This window comes from Streptomyces sp. NPDC111802 (assembly GCF_055634335.1).
In genome coordinates this window covers 80,991-96,819 of the sequence record NZ_JBVKCZ010000030.1, presented here as the reverse complement: position 1 = coordinate 96,819, position 15,829 = coordinate 80,991, and the positions used below count along the sequence as shown (strand labels likewise).

Annotated in this window: 14 protein-coding genes; 7 read left to right on the top strand and 7 right to left on the bottom strand. The window is 70.7% G+C overall.

The genetic code is table 11. The features are described from left to right. Window positions 1-333 precede the first annotated feature (333 nt). Complete coding sequence (locus tag ACZ7NC_RS29660) at window positions 334-1,452, bottom strand: hypothetical protein (protein ID WP_471492555.1); 1,119 nt, start codon at window positions 1,450-1,452, stop codon at window positions 334-336. 179 nt (window positions 1,453-1,631) lie between these two features. Here ACZ7NC_RS29660 and ACZ7NC_RS29655 point away from each other — a divergent pair, with 179 nt between their 5' ends. Next, window positions 1,632-2,786 carry a cystathionine gamma-synthase gene (locus tag ACZ7NC_RS29655; RefSeq protein ID WP_471492554.1) on the top strand — a complete coding sequence of 385 codons (1,155 nt, stop codon included), beginning with the start codon at window positions 1,632-1,634 and terminating at the stop codon, window positions 2,784-2,786. A 21-nt stretch (window positions 2,787-2,807) separates the two neighbouring features. Here ACZ7NC_RS29655 and ACZ7NC_RS29650 read toward each other — a convergent pair whose 3' ends face one another. The 3 genes from ACZ7NC_RS29650 to ACZ7NC_RS29640 all read right to left on the bottom strand — a co-directional run bounded on the left by ACZ7NC_RS29650 (window position 2,808) and on the right by ACZ7NC_RS29640 (window position 4,273). Continuing rightward, complete coding sequence (locus ACZ7NC_RS29650) at window positions 2,808-3,056, bottom strand: hypothetical protein (protein WP_471492553.1); 249 nt, start codon at window positions 3,054-3,056, stop codon at window positions 2,808-2,810. Next, window positions 3,053-3,565: a sigma factor-like helix-turn-helix DNA-binding protein gene (locus tag ACZ7NC_RS29645; RefSeq protein ID WP_471492552.1), complete on the bottom strand. Its 513-nt coding sequence runs from the start codon at window positions 3,563-3,565 to the stop codon at window positions 3,053-3,055. The genes ACZ7NC_RS29650 and ACZ7NC_RS29645 overlap by 4 nt, the downstream gene beginning before the upstream one ends. 201 nt (window positions 3,566-3,766) lie before the next feature. Further along, window positions 3,767-4,273, bottom strand: a complete 507-nt coding sequence (locus ACZ7NC_RS29640; protein ID WP_471492583.1) for a MarR family winged helix-turn-helix transcriptional regulator — start codon at window positions 4,271-4,273, stop codon at window positions 3,767-3,769. 163 nt (window positions 4,274-4,436) lie between these two features. Here ACZ7NC_RS29640 and ilvA point away from each other — a divergent pair, with 163 nt between their 5' ends. The 3 genes from ilvA to ACZ7NC_RS29625 all read left to right on the top strand — a co-directional run bounded on the left by ilvA (window position 4,437) and on the right by ACZ7NC_RS29625 (window position 7,683). Further along, the gene (ilvA, locus tag ACZ7NC_RS29635; RefSeq protein WP_471492551.1) at window positions 4,437-5,666 is read left to right on the top strand and encodes a threonine ammonia-lyase; all 1,230 of its coding nucleotides are present in this window, start codon (window positions 4,437-4,439) and stop codon (window positions 5,664-5,666) included. 182 nt (window positions 5,667-5,848) lie between these two features. After that, on the top strand, window positions 5,849-6,829 hold the full coding sequence (locus tag ACZ7NC_RS29630; RefSeq protein ID WP_471492550.1) for an ATP-binding cassette domain-containing protein: 981 nt from the start codon (window positions 5,849-5,851) through the stop codon (window positions 6,827-6,829). After that, on the top strand, window positions 6,826-7,683 hold the full coding sequence (locus ACZ7NC_RS29625) for an ABC transporter permease (RefSeq protein WP_471492549.1): 858 nt from the start codon (window positions 6,826-6,828) through the stop codon (window positions 7,681-7,683). Before ACZ7NC_RS29630 ends, ACZ7NC_RS29625 begins: the two co-directional genes overlap by 4 nt. Window positions 7,684-7,778: 95 nt before the next feature. Here the strand turns inward: ACZ7NC_RS29625 and greA are convergent, their stop codons facing one another. Continuing rightward, the gene (greA, locus tag ACZ7NC_RS29620) at window positions 7,779-8,279 is read right to left on the bottom strand and encodes a transcription elongation factor GreA (RefSeq protein ID WP_471492548.1); all 501 of its coding nucleotides are present in this window, start codon (window positions 8,277-8,279) and stop codon (window positions 7,779-7,781) included. Window positions 8,280-8,490: 211 nt separating this feature from the next. Next, window positions 8,491-8,889, bottom strand: a complete 399-nt coding sequence (locus tag ACZ7NC_RS29615; RefSeq protein ID WP_471492547.1) for a DUF4307 domain-containing protein — start codon at window positions 8,887-8,889, stop codon at window positions 8,491-8,493. A gap of 167 nt (window positions 8,890-9,056) precedes the next feature. On the opposite strand from ACZ7NC_RS29615, the gene mca reads away from it, so the two are divergent. Together mca and ACZ7NC_RS29605 are read left to right on the top strand one after the other, a co-directional pair. Continuing rightward, a complete protein-coding gene (gene mca / locus ACZ7NC_RS29610) occupies window positions 9,057-9,917 on the top strand; it encodes a mycothiol conjugate amidase Mca (RefSeq protein ID WP_471492582.1) in 861 nt (286 codons plus the stop codon). Then, window positions 9,910-10,167: a hypothetical protein gene (locus tag ACZ7NC_RS29605; protein ID WP_471492546.1), complete on the top strand. Its 258-nt coding sequence runs from the start codon at window positions 9,910-9,912 to the stop codon at window positions 10,165-10,167. The genes mca and ACZ7NC_RS29605 overlap by 8 nt, the downstream gene beginning before the upstream one ends. Before the next feature lie 31 nt (window positions 10,168-10,198). On the opposite strand, the gene ACZ7NC_RS29600 is transcribed toward ACZ7NC_RS29605, so the two are convergent. Further along, entirely contained in the window at window positions 10,199-13,399 is a 3,201-nt protein-coding gene (locus tag ACZ7NC_RS29600; RefSeq protein WP_471492545.1) for a tetratricopeptide repeat protein, read from the bottom strand. A 261-nt stretch (window positions 13,400-13,660) separates the two neighbouring features. Between ACZ7NC_RS29600 and ACZ7NC_RS29595 the strand changes: the two genes are divergently transcribed. Next, the gene (locus ACZ7NC_RS29595; RefSeq protein WP_471492544.1) at window positions 13,661-15,694 is read left to right on the top strand and encodes a thioredoxin domain-containing protein; all 2,034 of its coding nucleotides are present in this window, start codon (window positions 13,661-13,663) and stop codon (window positions 15,692-15,694) included. Window positions 15,695-15,829: the final 135 nt, after the last annotated feature.

The following is a 15,829-nucleotide window of genomic DNA, read 5'->3' as shown; positions in this document are numbered from 1 at the left end:
CGGACACGCGGCCGGCTCGCGGGCTGCGCTGATCCTCGGCCACGGCGGCCGCCACATCCGTGTGGCAGATCTGACCACCACTGTCATGGCCCGCGCGGGGAGTCCCTCGTACCGGATCCAGGGCATCAACCGCGTGCCGGGGCTGGTCGCGACTGCGGACGTCCCGGCGCCACACCCAGCGCCCTGCCCTGGCAGTACGTCACCTGCCGACTGACCGACGACCTGGTCCAGGTACTGCCGACGCACACCGACTGACAGCGGCCACCGCCCAACGCACGGCCGGGTTCACAGATCCCGTCCGACGTGCCCTCGGCGGCCGCGCCGGTGGGTCGCTCAGTGCGGCAGCGTCGCCGGGCTTCCGCCGTTCGCCTCGTAGCCCGCCACCGCGAGTGCCCGGTAGACGGCGAACTCCGCGGCCGGGTCGGCCGACAGGGTCCACGGCAGGGCGCCGACATGGCCGTCGACGTGTATCAGCTGGTCCATGGCCTCCGCCCAGCGCTCGCCGCGGACCAGGAAGAAGATCAGCAGATGGCGCACGTGCGCCAGCATCGGGTCGTCGGGGCGGGCCGCGTGCACCGCGTACAGCGCGCCGTGGATCGCCTTCGTCACGACCTCGCTCTGGTAGAAGCCGCTGACCAGGTTCACCTCGGGAAGGTGCTCGAACACCGCGAAGAGCGGCATGGCGGCCAGGAGGGAGCCCTGGGGCGCGCGGGCCGCCGCCGCTTCCGCGAAGTCGTACGCCAGCTCGCGCGAGCCGTGCCACTTCTCGCACCAGTAGTGCAGGGCCGCCAGGTGTGCGCCCATGTGGGCCGGGGCGCGGTCCAGGATCCTCAGCCAGAGCTGCTCGAACTCCGGGCGCGGGTAGGCCAGTCCACGGGCCACCGACAGCTCGACGATGTACGGGATCGGGTCACCGGGAGCCAGCAGCGCCGCATCGCCGCACGCCGACCTCGCCTCCTCCATGATGATCCGGAACTCGTCCGTGCCGGGTGTCGCCGTACGCCAGGCCTGCTGTACCAGGAACTCCGCATGCACGGCCGCCCCACCGGCATCCTTGGGCTGCTCCGTCCGCCACACCCGCAGCCACTGGCCGCCCGGCGTCTCACTGACGCCGCCGGGTCGCTGCTGCAGCTCAAGCGCCGCGGCGCCGGCGAAGGCCTGCACACGCTGCCAGCGCAGCTCGCCCTCCGCCTCCGTACCGGCCAGCAGTTGCGAGGCCGCGCGGTAGTCCTGGGTGCGCTGCACCAGGTCCAGGACGTCCAGCAGGTCCTGGTCGGGGCCGGGCATGCGGATGTCCAGCTCCTCCTGCCGTACGAAGCCGTAGTTCGCCGGGTCCGCGGCGTCCGGGTGGCCCGGCGGGACCTGCTCGATCATGCCCCGCCTGCGTCGCATGAACGGCACCAGCACGAAGCCGATCATGAGCGCTGCGATCAGGACCCAGAGAATCTCCATGCCTCCAGCGTTCCAGACGCTCCCGACAATTGGCCAACGAGGTCGGCCGCCCTGTGGAGAAAGGGTTCTGTGGAAAACCGGGTGCCGAGCAGGCGCGACCCCGCCCCGCCGTGCGAGCACGACCTCAGGAAACCCCGTCGTACGGCATCCGCCCCGTTCGCGCACTACGCTCGGTGCCCATGAGCGACAGGCACATCAGTCAGCACTTCGAGACTCTCGCGATCCACGCCGGCAACACCGCCGATCCCCTCACCGGTGCGGTCGTCCCGCCCATCTACCAGGTCTCGACCTACAAGCAGGACGGCGTCGGCGGCCTGCGTGGCGGCTACGAGTACAGCCGTAGCGCCAATCCGACCAGGACCGCCCTGGAGGAGAACCTCGCCGCCCTGGAGGGCGGTCGTCGCGGGCTCGCGTTCGCGTCCGGACTGGCGGCCGAGGACTGCCTGTTGCGTACGCTGCTCAGCCCGGGCGACCACGTGGTGATCCCCAACGACGCGTACGGCGGCACGTTCCGGCTGTTCGCGAAGGTCGTCGCGCGGTGGGGGGTGGAGTGGTCGGTCGCCGACACCAGTGATCCGTCCGCCGTGCGGGCCGCCATCACCCCGAAGACGAAGGTCGTCTGGGTGGAGACCCCCTCCAACCCCCTCCTCGGCATCACCGACATCGCCGCCGTCGCGCAGATCGCCCGGGACGCCGGCGCCAAGCTCGTCGTCGACAACACCTTCGCCACGCCCTACCTCCAGCAGCCGCTGTCGCTGGGCGCTGACGTCGTCGTGCACTCCCTGACCAAGTACATGGGCGGGCACTCGGACGTCGTCGGCGGTGCGCTGATCGTCAGCGACTCGGATCTGGGCGACGAACTGGCCTTCCACCAGAACGCCATGGGTGCCGTCGCCGGGCCCTTCGACTCCTGGCTGGTGCTGCGCGGCACGAAGACGCTGTCGGTGCGCATGGACCGGCACAGCGAGAACGCCACGAAGATCGCCGACATGCTGACCCGGCACGCGCGCGTGACGCGCGTTCTGTACCCGGGTCTGCCCGAGCACCCCGGGCACGAGGTCGCCGCCAAGCAGATGAAGACGTTCGGCGGCATGGTCTCCTTCCAGGTCGCCGGCGGCGAGGAGGCGGCCGTCGAGGTCTGCAACCGCGCCAAGGTGTTCACGCTCGGAGAGTCCCTCGGCGGCGTCGAATCCCTCATCGAGCACCCGGGACGGATGACCCACGCCTCGGTGACCGGCTCGGCCCTGGAAGTGCCCGCCGACCTCGTCCGTCTCTCCGTCGGTATCGAGAACGTCGACGACCTTCTCGAGGACCTTCAGCGGGCGCTCGGCTAGGCCGGGCCCCGGCGGAAGGGCTCACCAGCCCGTCAGCGGTGGAGTCGTCTCGGACGGCGGCTCCACCCACGGGTGGGCCGTCATCGCCCACACCGTGAACGCCACCGTCGCCGCGAACAGCAGCAGCCACATCAGCCGTACGGCGATCCTCCGATGGCGCAGCATGCGGCCACCGCGCCGCACCACCTCCGCGTACAGCTCCGGCGGCACGGGCGGAGGTGTCCGCTCCATGATCCGGCGTGCCGCCGCTTCCCGTTGGGTGCGGTTCATGGCGACGCCACCTTCGCTCCCAGCACCGCCGGAGCGGGCTCCCGGGGCGGATGCAGCAGCGTCGCCGTCGCGCGGTCGCAGATCGTGTGGACGCGCTCCCTGGGCAGACCGAGCAGCGCCGCCACCTGCTCCTCCGCGACCCCCTCGTACAGCCGCAGAACCAGGATCAGCCGTTCCCGCGGGGACAGCCGGGCGAGCGGGCCGTCGGCGTGCGGGCGGGTCCGGCCGAGGACGCCCAGGCCGCCGTACCGGTGCCAAGCGGCCCGGGAGAAGCGAGTGGCCAGATACTGGCGGGCGCGGTCGTACGGGTCCTCGCCACGCAGACGGTCCCAGCACGCGTACGTGTGCGCGAGGGACAGCGCCAGCAGGCGCCTCGCGCGCGGGTTGTCGTCCCGCGGCTCGGCGGTGAGCAGCGTGGCGGCATGCAGCAGCCGCCCGGCCGCGCCCGCGACGAACGCCTCGAACTCCCGGTCCCGGCGGGCGTCCTGGACCGCCCTGCGTCGTCCCACCGCCCCTCCCGCCTGGCCGCGTACTGAGGAACCGGCCCGTTCCCGCACGTGACCGCCGGTCGCGTACAAGGAGGACCCGGTTTCATATGAGGCCAGCGACGGCCCAGGGTCAAGAGTCGGGAGCGGATCACGCGAGCACGCGCGCGTGCCGGTCGCGAGCCGTGGAACGGCGAGCGGAGGGATGGCCACCCTCCAGGACGGTCAGGAGACCGTGTTCGTCTCCGTGCCCGAGATCCCCTGGGCCGCCATGCGGGTGGAGAGCGCGGTGTTGAAGCGGGTGAGCAGCGCGCAGAACGACTCACGCTCCTCGGGCGCCCAGTCGCTTGTCAGCTCGGCCATCAACTGCCGCCGGGACGAGCGCACTTCCTCCAGCCGGGACTGCCCGCGAGGCGACAGCTGCAGCACCACCGCCCGGCCGTCCTCGGGGTGCGAGGTCCGCTTGACGAGCCCCGTGTCGACCAGCGGCGCCACCTGTCGGGTGACCGTCGACGAGTCGATGCCCATGCTCGCCGCGAGCGCCTTGACGCCCATGGGGCCTTCCTTGTCGAGGCGGTTGAGCAGCAGGTATGCGGCGCGGTCCATGGAGTTGCGCACCTGCCCGACCCCACCGAGCCGGGTCTGTTCGGCACGACGGGCGAACACCGCCACCTCGTGCTGAAGCGTGTCGAGCAGACCGCTGTCAGCGACGGTCGTCATGTCCATCGACATGTCAGGTGTTGTGGGCATGGCCGGAGGCTCACTTCATGAAGGGGGTGCTGGGTTGGGGGACAGGGTACGCGGCCCGGACGCGGGGTGTACCGGCGCTGCGCAAACCCATCTCGGTGCTTGGTCACACCAAGGCGTCGCGCCTGTGAACTGCGAGACTTGTGTCATGAGCTACAGCAAGGCTGACTCCTTGCCGCCCGTCACGCTCGACGACGTACGCGGCGCCCAGAAGATGCTGACGGGCGTGGCGCGGGTGACGGCGATGGAGGGCAGCAGGCACCTGTCCCAGCTGGTGGGCGCTCCGGTGCACCTCAAGTGCGAGAACCTCCAGCGGACCGGATCGTTCAAGCTGCGCGGCGCCTACGTCCGTATCGCCGGGCTCCTTCCGGAGGAGCGCGCGGCGGGGGTCGTGGCGGCCAGCGCCGGCAATCACGCGCAGGGTGTCGCGCTGGCGTCGTCGCTGCTCGGGGTGCGCTCGACGGTGTTCATGCCGAAGGGGGCACCGCTGCCGAAGATCAGCGCGACCCAGGACTACGGCGCCGAGGTGCGCCTGCACGGGCAGGTGGTCGACGAGACGCTGGCCGCGGCGCAGGAGCACGCGGCCGAGACGGGCGCGGTGTTCATCCACCCCTTCGACCACCCCGACGTCATCGCAGGTCAGGGCACGGTCGGCCTGGAGATCCTCGAACAGTGCCCGGAGGTGCGCACGATCGTCGTCGGCATCGGCGGCGGCGGGCTCGCGGCCGGCATCGCGATGGCGGTGAAGTCGCTGCGGCCCGATGTGCGGATCGTGGGAGTGCAGGCGGAGGGCGCGGCGGCGTACCCGCCCTCGCTGGCGGCCGGGCGCCCGCTCGCGGTCGACAACCCGGCGACGATGGCCGACGCCATCAAGGTCGGCCGGCCCGGTGACGTGCCGTTCCGGATCATCGGCGACCTGGTGGACGAGGTCCGCACGGTCTCCGAGGACGAGCTGGCCGCGGCACTGCTGCTGTGTCTGGAGCGGGCCAAGCTGGTCGTCGAGCCGGCCGGGGCGAGCCCGGTCGCGGCGCTGCTGAGCGACCCGGACGCCTTCGAGGGCCCGGTCGTCGCGGTGCTGTCCGGTGGGAACGTCGACCCGGTGCTGCTGCAGCGCGTCCTGCGGCACGGCATGGCCGCGCAGGGCCGCTACCTGGCCGTACGGCTGCGGCTGACGGACCGGCCGGGTGCGCTCGCCACGCTTCTCGGGGTGTTGTCAGTGGTGGACGCTAACGTCCTCGATGTGAGCCACGTACGGACCGACCCACGGCTGGGGCTCACGGAGGCGGAGGTCGAGCTGCACCTGGAGACGAAGGGCCGTGCGCACTGCGTCGAGGTCGGCCAGGCCCTGCGCGAGGCGGGCTACACCGTCATCGGCTGAGCCGCGAACGGTCGCGGGGGCGGGCGAAAGCCCAGGTCGGAGGCTCTTTGTCACTCATTCGGGTAACTCCATTGAGAGACGCGATACATCGCGTTATGGTGTGTCTCGTAAATCCGCAGCCGAGCGGAACGAAAAGTGCAAACCTAGGCTTCCCGAAGCTTCCCGACGACGTGGAGACTCATATGCCAGGCGCCATCTATGCCGAAGGCCTGGTGAAGACCTTCGGTGACGTAAAGGCTCTGGACGGTGTCGACCTCGATGTCCCCGAGGGCACCGTCCTGGGTCTGCTCGGGCCGAATGGCGCGGGCAAGACGACGACCGTCCGCTGTCTGACGACCCTGCTGCGGCCGGACAGCGGCTCGGCGGTCGTCGCGGGCATCGACGTCCTCAAGAACCCCGACGCCGTGCGCCGATCCATCGGCCTGTCCGGACAGTTCGCCGCGGTCGACGAGTATCTGACCGGGCGCGAGAACCTCCAGATGGTCGGCCAGCTCTACCAGATGAAGGCGAAGGCGGCGAAGGCCCGCGCGGGCGAGCTGCTGGAGCAGTTCGACCTCGCCGACGCCGCCGACCGGCCCACGAAGACCTACTCCGGAGGCATGCGCCGCCGGCTCGACCTCGCGGCGGCCCTGGTGGTCTCACCGCCCGTGATGTTCATGGACGAGCCGACCACCGGCCTGGACCCGCGCAACCGACAGCTGCTGTGGGAGGTCATCAAACAACTGGTCTCGGGCGGTACGACGCTGCTGCTGACCACCCAGTACCTGGAGGAGGCCGACCACCTGGCCCATGACATCGCCGTGGTGGACCACGGCCGTGTCATCGCCCAGGGCACCTCCGACCAGCTCAAGGCCCGCACCGGCGGCGAGCGCGTCGAGGTCGTGGTGCACCAGCGCGAGGACATACAGGCCGCCTCCGAGGTGCTGCGTGGCTTCGGCAAGGGCGACACCACGGTCGAGGACCACATGCGCAAGCTCACCGTGCCGGTGACCGGCGGTGCCAAGCTCCTCGCCGAGGTCATCCGCGATCTCGACGCCCGTGGCATCGAGATCGACGACATCGGACTGCGCCGGCCCACCCTCGACGATGTGTTCCTGTCCCTGACGGGCCATCTGGCAGAGGCCAAGAACGAGGAGAGCAACGACAAGGAGACCGCGAAGTGAGTGCTGTCACCGACGCCGTGCGGGTCGCGCCGGCCACAAACCCGTTCGGACAGTCCGTCCGGGACTCGATGGTCGTCGCCAAACGCAATCTGATCCGGATGTCCCGGATTCCCGAGATGATCATCTATGGGCTCATCCAGCCCATCATGTTCGTGGTGCTGTTCACCTACGTCTTCGGCGGATCGATGCAGATCGGCAACAGCACCAGTGCCGCCGACTACAAGAACTTCCTGATGGCGGGCATCTTCGCGCAGACCGTCACCTTCGCCACCGCCAGCTCCGGCGCGGGCATCGCCGACGACATGCACAAGGGCCTCATCGACCGCTTCCGCTCCCTGCCCATGGCGCGCGGGGCGGTGCTGACCGGGCGTACCTTCGCCGACCTCGTGCAGACGGCGCTGACCCTGGTCGTGCTTGCCGTGGTCGCCCTGCTGGTCGGCTGGCGGGTGGGGTCGGACGGCAGCACCAACGCGGGCAAGGTGCTGGGCGCCTTCGGCCTGCTGCTCCTGCTCGGCTACGCGTTCACCTGGATCGGCGCCCTGATCGGCATGTCCGTGAGCACCCCCGAGGCGGCCACGTCCAGCGGACTGATCTGGCTCTTCCCGGTCACGTTCATCTCGAACGCGTTCGTGGACACCAGCCATATGACCCCATGGCTGCGGCACATCGCCGAGTGGAACCCGTTCAGTGCCACCGTGCAGGCCTGCAGAGTGCTGTTCGCCAACCCGGGACAGTCGCAGTCGGACGCCTGGCCCATGCAGCACCCGGTGTGGGCCTCACTGATCTACTCGGTCCTGATCATCCTCATCTTCCGCACCCTGGCGGTTCGGAAGTACCGCTCCGCGACCGCATGACAAGACCGGCATGACAAGACCCCCGGCGCCGAGGGGCGGCCGGGGGTTGGTCACGGAAGGGTGGGCCCGCTGGGCCTGCCGGTCCTGGGGTGGGGTCAGCCGTTGTAGGGCTCGGCCTTGAGGATCTTCACCGAGGCCTTCTTGCCGTTGGGCAGTTCGTACTCGGCGTCCTCGCCGACCTTGTGGCCGATCACGCCGGAGCCCAAAGGGGACTGCGGCGAGTAGGTCTCGATGTCGGCGCTCGCGTACTCGCGGGAGGCGAGCAGGAAGGACATGGTGTCGTCCTCGTCACCGTCGAAGGCGATCGTCACGACCATGCCGGGAGCCACCGCACCGTCCGCCGACACCGGCGCCTCGCCGACCTTGGCGTTCTCGAGGAGCTGGGTCAGCTGGCGCACACGGAGCTCCTGCTTGCCCTGCTCCTCCTTGGCCGCGTGGTACCCGCCGTTCTCGCGCAGGTCGCCCTCCTCGCGCGCGGCCGCGATCTTGGCGGCGATCTCCGTGCGCGCAGGACCAGACAGGTACTCCAGCTCGGCCTTGAGCTGGTTGTACGCCTCCTGGGTCAGCCAGGTGACGTTCTCGCTGGTCTGGGTCACAGGTGCTCCTCGTAGGTACTGGGAATACAAAGCATCGCCCTACCCAGAAGGATGTTCCTCCATGGATGGGCGAAACCACGAGCCTAACAATTCAATGGCCGAAGGGGGAGGACATAAGCCATCAGAATCGCATCAACGCAGGTCAGTGCCTACGTATTGCGGACCGATCCGGTCTGTGTCGGCCAAGGTCGGTCGGATTCGGTCGGCCGGATCAGTCGGCGTGGCAGCCGAGCAGCTCGGCCGTCGTCCCCTGGGACGTCGTACGGAGGGTGACGACCTTGTCGATGCGGGTGGCGTCGCCGGCGAAGCGGAAGTCGGCCCGGCCCACCTCGGCGCCGCTCTCCGCCTGGGAGCGCAGTGTGCAGTAGCCGGAGGCGCCGGCGTCCTTGCGGACCTCCAGATGCACCTTCACCGCGTCCTTCGTGGCGTCGAACTCGATCACCTCGGCGCTGATCTTGTTCTGGCCGACGTAGTGATAGGCGAAGTAGCCGATCACTGCCAGCAGCAGCGCCCCGAGGACGGCGCCGACGACCTTGAGCGTGCGGTCGGCGCGGGCGTCCGCGGAGCGGCCGTAGCGGCCCTCGGACAGCCGCGTGCTCGCCGTACTCATGATCGTCCTCTCCGCAGGGCGGGCGGATGTTCCGAAAAGGGGGCCCGCGGCGCGTACCGCGGAATTATCCGCCCCCCGATTCGGTCACTATAGAAGCCGCCGATCGCGCCGGTTCACACCGGGCGCCGACACATGAGGATTGAGTCTTGACTGACCAGCTGCGACTGATGGCCGTGCACGCCCACCCCGACGACGAGTCGAGCAAGGGCGCGGCCACCATGGCGAAGTACGTGTCCGAGGGGGTGGACGTGCTGGTGGTGACCTGCACGGGCGGGGAGCGCGGCTCCATCCTCAATCCCAAGCTTCAGGGCGACAAGTACATCGAGGAGCACATCCACGAGGTACGCAAGAAGGAGATGGACGAGGCCCGCGAGATCCTCGGCGTCAAGCAGGAGTGGCTCGGCTTCGTCGACTCCGGCCTGCCCGAGGGCGACCCGCTGCCGCCTCTTCCCGAGGGCTGCTTCGCCCTGGAGGACGTCGACAAGGCGGCCGGCGAGCTGGTGAAGCAGATCCGTTCCTTCCGTCCCCAGGTGATCACCACCTACGACGAGAACGGCGGCTACCCGCACCCCGACCACATCATGACCCACAAGATCTCGATGGTGGCCTTCGAGGGCGCGGCGGACACCGAGAAGTACCCGGAGGCGGAGTTCGGCCCCGCGTACCAGCCGCGGAAGCTGTACTACAACCAGGGCTTCAACCGCCCCCGCACCGAGGCGCTGCACCAGGCCATGCTGGACCGGGGCCTGGAGTCGCCGTACGGGGACTGGCTCAAGCGCTGGGACGAGTTCGGCATGAAGCAGCGCACGCTCACCACGCATGTCCCGTGCGGCGACTTCTACGAGATCCGCGACAAGGCCCTGATCGCGCACGCCACGCAGATCGACCCCGACGGCGGCTGGTTCCGCGTTCCGCTGGACCTTCAGAGGAAGGTCTGGCCGACCGAGGAGTACGAGCTCGCGAAGTCCCTCGTCGATACCTCCCTCCCCGAGGACGACCTGTTTGCGGGCATCCGCGACAATGCCTGACATGAGCGCAAGCGCAAGCCTGGCAATGACACAGCTCGTCACCCTCGCCAAGGAGGTGGACGAGGACAAGGTCACCCCCGGTGTCCTCGGCTTCATCGTCTTCGCGGTGATGGCTCTGGCGGTGTGGGCCCTGATGAAGTCCATGAACCGCCACATGAGCAGGGTCGACTTCATGGAGGCCCCGGATCCGAAGGCAGACTCCGGGGACTCCGCCGAAGCGAGCGGCGCGGCGAAGCCGAAGCAGGGCTGAGGGGCGAGGGCGCCCAGGGTTCCGGCACCCGTCAGTGCCGGGCCGCTGTGGCCACCCCCATGACCTCCCGTGCGTGGCGGTTCGGCACCATGCCGAGCCGCCAGGCCTGCCATCCCGCCTCCAGGTTCACACCGCGTTCGAGCAGCAGCTGATACGCCTCCACGTAGTCGTCCAGCTTCGCGTCCCGCAGCGGATGGCCGGAGCGGGAGAGCTGGGCCAGTTCCTCCTGAGCGACCGCCGTGCCGACCTCCACGCCGCCGGGAGCGGCGTACGGCAGCAGCGTGCAGCGCAGGAAGCGGGCCCAGTCCTCGCCGCGCCGGTCGCCGTAGGACGCGAACAGGCCGATCGCGTCGTCGCACAACGTCAGCGCCTGTTGCGTACGGGTGTTCCCGGCGTCCACCACCGCCAGCTCCAGGCATGTCCACGCCTCGCCGTGGGCGACGCCGATGCGCTGGAAGTCGGCGCGGGCGTCCATCAGCAGCTGACGGGCGAAGCCGGAGTTCTTCAGCGACCCCGTCTGGGCCGCCCGCTGGTCGCGCGTCACCCGTGCCGAGTGGTGCCGGGCGCACGCCAGGCCGTACACGTCACGCATGCGGGAGAACATCGTCCGCGACCGCTCCAGCTCCCGTACCGCGAGATCCAGATTGCCCGTCTCCTCCAGGGCCTGGCCCAGGTAGTAGAGCGACCAGGCCTCGCCGCGCGCGTCCTCGTTGTCGCGGTGGCGGGCGGCCGCCTGGCGCAGACCGTCCACCGCCGAGGAGGGGTCGCCGGCGACCAGGCGGGCGCGGGCCAGCTGGGTCATGGCCCATGCCTCGCCGCGGGCGTCGCGGGTGCGGCCGTACAGATCCAGGGCCGTCCGCAGCTCCGTCTCCGCCCGTGGCACGTCGCCCATCCGCAGGCCGAGCTGGCCCAGCTGGAAGTTGGCCCAGGCCTCGCCGTGGATCGACTCGCCGGCCCGGTGCAGCGACAGCGACTCGGTCAGCAGGTCCAGGGACTCGGCGATCCGGCCCCGGTCCCGTTCCACCGCCGCCAGCGCGTGCATGGTCCAGGCGCGGTCCGTCGCCAGCTCGGGCGCCGACTGCAGGTCCAGGGCCTCACGGAGTTTCGCGGCCGCCTCGGTGAGGTTGCCCTGGTGGTGGAGGGTGATGCCGAGGGAGCACAGGGCACGGGCCGCGCCCGCGTCGTGCTGGGCCTCCAAGTAGAGCTCGACCACCGAGGTCAGAGTCGTGCGGGCCTTGTCCAGTTCGCCGAGCTGGCGGGCCGCGATGCCGGTGCGCCACTGCACCGAGCGGACCAGCAGCCCCTTGTCGACCGCCTGCGCCAGCTCGCTGATCTCGCCGAGGCGGTAGAGGTCGCCGCGCAGCAGGCAGTAGTCGCACAGGGCGCCTAGGAGGTTCAGCACCGCCGCCTGGTTGGCGTCCTCCGCGTGCCGCAGTGCCGCCGTGATGAAGCTCGACTCGTCGTCCAGCCAGCGCAGCGCGTCGTCCAGCGAGGTGAAGCCGTGCGGGCTGAAGCGGTCCGAGCGGGTCGACATGTTGCCGTCGACCAGGCGCAGGACCGATTCGGCGAGATCGGCGTAGTTCACGATCAGCCGCTCCTGCGCCGCCGTACGCTCCGCGGGCTCCTCCTCGTCCAGGAGGCGGGCCTGGGCGAAGCCGCGGACCAGGTCGTGCAGGCGGTAACGGTTGCCGCGCACATGGTCGACCAGGCCCGACTCGGACAGCGCCACCAGTTGGCGGGTCGCCTCCGCCTCGTCCGTGGCCAGGAGCGAGGCCGCCGCCGCCGCGCCCAGCGAGGCGCGCCCCGCGAGGGCCAGCCTGCGCAGCAGCCGCCGCGCCGCCTCCGACTGGTCCGTGTAGCGCAGCCACAGCACCCGCTCGATCGGCTCCACCGGGCCGTACGCGCCCAGATCGGTGGCCAGTGTGCGCGGTGAACGCGGGCCCAGCGACGAGCCCGCGATGCGCAGCGCCAGCGGCAGCCCGCCGCACAACTGCCGGATCTCGTCGGCGGACTCGGCGTCGTAGGGCCCCGAGGGATCCTGTGCCGCCGCGGTCAGCAGTTCCTCGGCGCCCGCCGCGTCCAGTGCCTCCACCGGGAGCTGGTGCACCCGGGCGGCGAGATCCGCGGGCAGGTCGAGGGGCTCGCGGGCGGTGACCAGGACCAGGCTGTCGGAACGCTCGGGGACGAGGGTGCGGACCTGCTGGGCGTCGGAGGCGTCGTCCAGTACGACCGTGACCGGGAGGCCGGTGAGGTGCTGGTGGTAGAGCTCGCTCAGCCGCTTGACCTGCTGCTGCGCCGATGAGCGCTCACGGAAGAGGAGTTGCTCGCGCGGGGCGCCCAGACGGTTCAGCAGATGCAGCAGCGCGTCTCGCGTCGACAGCGGCGGCTCCTCGGTGGTGTCACCGCGCAGGTCCACCACGCACGCGCCGCGGAACTGGTCCTTCAGGTCGTGCGCGGCGCGGATCGCCAGTGCCGTACGGCCGCTGCCGGGCGCGCCGTGCAGGACGACGACCGTCGGCTTGGTCTCCGTACTCGCTCGGGCCGCCTGCACCCACTGCCGGATGCGGGCCATCTCCTGCCGACGGCCCGCGAACGGGCCCATCGGCTCGGGGAGTTGGCCGAACGACTGCTCCAGCACGCTCCGTCCGCGGGCCGCGGCGCTCTTGTCGGCGCCCCTCAGCCGCGGTGCTGTCTGCTTCGGGCCGGTGGACGCGCTCAGCACCCGCTGCTGATCGAGGAAGGGCCGGATACCGCGTACCTCCAGCGCCGTCAGCCACTGCAGGCGCAGCTGTTCCGGGCCGCCGGGCTGGCCGACGGCGCCCGCGCGGTGGTGCGCGGCGGGCAGATGGGTGCCGGCCACTTTCGCGACGGTGGCCGCCGCGCCGACGACGCCCACGGTGACGCCCGCGCCCATCGCGGTGGTCGCGCCGGTGCCGAGCGCCAGGTCGGACACGACGGCCGCGACCGCGGCGACCCCGGCGACCAACAGCGGCGTGGCGCCGCCCTCGCGCGCGAACCGCTGCCCGAACGTCAGACGGCCGGCGTCCGCCTCGTCCAGCGCGCGCGTATACGCCTCGTACTCCTCGGCCGCCGCCTGCGCCATGGGGTCCAGTGCGCCGCGTGCCCGCGACAGAAGCACCGGCCCGTCGATGCGGCCGCCCGAGCGCCGCACCTCCTCCTCCACGGCCCGAGCCAACAGCCGCTCGGCATCGGCTCGATGGCTGTCCCGCATGGTGACGTCCCCCTCCGGCGGCAATGGCGTTCTTGGTCAAGTGTGCTGCGGTCGGGGCGTTGTGGGGAGAGGGCCGGATGCTCGTGGGCCGTCGTCGGGGTGTGGTGTGTGGGGGTGTGGTGCCTGGAATGGCGGAATGTGTGGCGATCAGGTGGAGTCGCGGCCGAGTATGCGATTGTCGACATATTCGTGTCCGGCACGTGGGCGGACCGCCCCATGTGCTGTCCGGTGTATCGCGGGTACTGCGGCAGGATGGACCCCATGCCGAACCGACTGGCTCACGAGACGTCCCCCTACCTGCTCCAGCACGCGGACAACCCGGTCGACTGGTGGCCGTGGTCGGCCGAGGCCTTCGAGGAGGCCCGCAAGAGCGGCAAACCGGTCCTGCTCAGTGTCGGTTACAGCAGCTGCCACTGGTGTCACGTCATGGCCCACGAGTCCTTCGAGGACCATGAGACCGCCGACTACCTCAACGCCCACTTCGTCAACATCAAGGTCGACCGCGAGGAACGCCCCGACGTGGACGCCGTCTACATGGAGGCGGTGCAGGCGGCCACCGGGCAGGGCGGCTGGCCCATGACCGTGTTCCTCACCCCGGACGCCGAGCCCTTCTACTTCGGCACCTACTTCCCGCCCGCCCCCCGCTCCGGCATGCCGTCCTTCCGGCAGGTACTGGAGGGCGTGCGCAGCGCCTGGACCGACCGGCGGGACGAGGTCGGCGATGTCGCGGGGAAGATCGTGCGGGACCTCGCCGGGCGGGAGATCTCCTACGGCGGGTCCGAGGCGCCCGGCGAGCAGGAGCTCGCGCAGGCGCTGCTCGGGCTGACCCGGGAGTACGACCCGCAGCGCGGCGGATTCGGCGGCGCGCCCAAGTTCCCGCCGTCCATGGTGATCGAGTTCCTGCTGCGGCACCACGCCCGCACCGGGGCCGAGGGCGCCCTGCAGATGGCGCAGGACACCTGCGAGCGGATGGCCCGCGGCGGCATCTATGACCAGCTCGGCGGCGGCTTCGCGCGGTACTCCGTCGACCGGGACTGGATCGTGCCGCACTTCGAGAAGATGCTGTACGACAACGCCCTGCTGTGCCGCGTCTACGCCCACCTCTGGCGCGCCACCGGCTCAGAGTCGGCCCGGCGGGTCGCGCTGGAGACCGCCGACTTCATGGTGCGTGAACTGCGCACCACCGAGGGCGGGTTCGCCTCCGCCCTCGACGCCGACAGCGACGACGGGACCGGCAAGCACGTCGAGGGCGCGTACTACGTGTGGACGCCGCGGCAACTGCGCGAGGTCCTCGGCGACGACGACGCCGAGCTCGCCGCCCGCTACTTCGGCGTCACCGAGGAGGGCACCTTCGAGCACGGCGCCTCAGTGCTCCAGCTCCCGCGGCAGGACGGGCTGTCCGACGCCGGGAAGATCACCTCGATCCGTGAGCGCCTGCTCCGGCAGCGCGCCACACGCCCCGCCCCCGACCGTGACGACAAGATCGTCGCCGCCTGGAACGGCCTGGCCGTCGCCGCCCTCGCCGAGACCGGCGCCTACTTCGACCGCCCCGACCTGGTGGACGCGGCCCTCGGCGCAGCCGACCTCCTCGTCCGGCTGCACCTCGACGACCACGCCCGTCTCGCCCGCACCAGCAAGGACGGCCGGGTCGGCGCCAACGCGGGCGTGCTGGAGGACTACGCCGACGTCGCCGAGGGCTTCCTGGCGCTCGCCTCCGTCACCGGCGAGGGCGTCTGGCTGGACTTCGCCGGGTTCCTGCTCGACCACGTACTCGCCCGCTTCGTCGACGAGGAGTCCGGTGCCCTCTACGACACCGCCGCCGACGCCGAGCGGCTCATCCGCCGTCCGCAGGACCCCACCGACAACGCCGCCCCCTCCGGCTGGAGCGCGGCGGCCGGCGCCCTGCTGAGCTACGCCGCCCAGACCGGTTCCGAACCCCACCGCACCGCCGCCGAACGGGCGCTGGGTGTCGTCAAGGCCCTCGGCCCGCGCGTCCCCCGTTTCATCGGCTGGGGTCTGGCGGTGGCCGAGGCCAACCTCGACGGGCCCCGCGAGATCGCGATCGTGGGAGCGGGCCCCGACGACAGGGCGACAAGGGCCTTGCACCGTACGGCACTTCTGGGCACCGCCCCCGGTGCCGTCGTGGCGGTGGGGACTGCGGACAGTGACGAACTGCCGCTGCTCGCCGACCGTTCTCTCGTCGGCGGTGAACCGGCGGCGTACGTCTGCCGTAACTTCACCTGTGACGCCCCGACGACCGATCCGGAGCGACTGCGCGCGGCTCTGCGGAGCTGACGAGGCGAAACGGAAGCGGAGGGCGTCGTTTCGCACGTCCAAATTGGGTGTGTGTTCGGATAGTTCGCGCTTTCCACCGCACCGTTCCGAAACAAGCTATTTATCGGAAGAGCCCTCGCGCTTCACAGTTCCCCC